At 44.4% G+C, this 1,146-nt stretch carries 1 pseudogene; it reads right to left on the minus strand.

What is annotated here, in order from left to right:
• Positions 1 to 1,146: pseudogene (locus H7U01_RS09925) on the minus strand (cell surface protein); the annotation flags it as partial.

The raw sequence follows: 1,146 nt of genomic DNA on the forward strand, positions 1-1,146 counted from the left end.
TTTCTTGCTTGTGATTTCAGCAGTCTTATCATTACTCAAATCAAAGGTTGGTGTTTGGGTTTGAGGAACGTTTTGAATATCCGCAGAAACCTTGTCTGTAGGAGTCACTGTAATTGGTGTTACTGATGGTGTGTAAGTCGCTGAAGCTTTTGTTCCGTTCTTGTCTTCACGAATGACTGTAACCGCTGGTGCTGTTCCTGTAAAACTTGGTTCTGGAACAAATGTAACAGTACCGTCTGCTGCTACTGTGTAGGCACCAACGCCATCAACTGTCTTCGTAGTTGAGCCATCATCAAATGTTGCTGGAACATCATCGTTCATTGGCACACGGCTATCGCCTTCAGTAAATACAGGTTTACCAGTTTGTGTAGCACCTTGAACATCTGTTGATTCAGCTGGTGTTGCAGTTGGCGTTACCGGTGTTACTGTTGGTGTGTAAGTTGCTGAGGCTTTTGTGCCGTTCATGTCTTCACGGACAACAGTCACTGCTGGTGCAGTTCCAACGAATGATTTTTCTGGAACGAAGGTTACTGTTCCATCTGCTGCTACTGTGTAAGTACCAACACCGTCAACTGTCTTAGTGGTTGAGCCATCATCGAAGGTTGCTGGAACAGCTTCATTAATCGCTACTGTTTTCTCAACGCCATCTACTGTTACAGTTCCGCCCTTAAATTCAGGTTTACCAGTTTGCGTTGCACCTTGGATATCTTCTGTTTCAGCTGGTGTTGCTGTCGGTGTTACTGGAACGATTTCAGGTGTGTATGTTGTATCCACCTTGATACCGTTTGAACTTTCCGCTTGAACCTTGGCTGGAGTTACCACACCAGTGTATGATTTGTCAGTCGGTGTGAAAGTTACTTGACCAGTGGCTGAATCAATTGAGTAAGTACCAATTTCAGTTGTACCATCAGCGGCATAAGCTGGTGTGCTTGAAACTTCGTTACCTTCTTTATCCAAGAGTGTGTAGCTACTATCTTTGATCGTAATAGCTTTATCTTCACCATTCACTTGAACAGTTGTTCCTGCAAAAGTTGGTGTCCCTGTTTGCGTTGCACCTTGAACATCTTTAGAAGTTGCAGGGTTTGCAGTTGGAACTGCTGGCACAACAGTTGGTGTGTAGGTCGCATCTGAAGTAATGGTTGCAGT

Origin of the sequence: Streptococcus sp. 21.1 (assembly GCF_016648635.1) — a bacterium.
In the GTDB taxonomy this organism is placed as follows: domain Bacteria; phylum Bacillota; class Bacilli; order Lactobacillales; family Streptococcaceae; genus Streptococcus.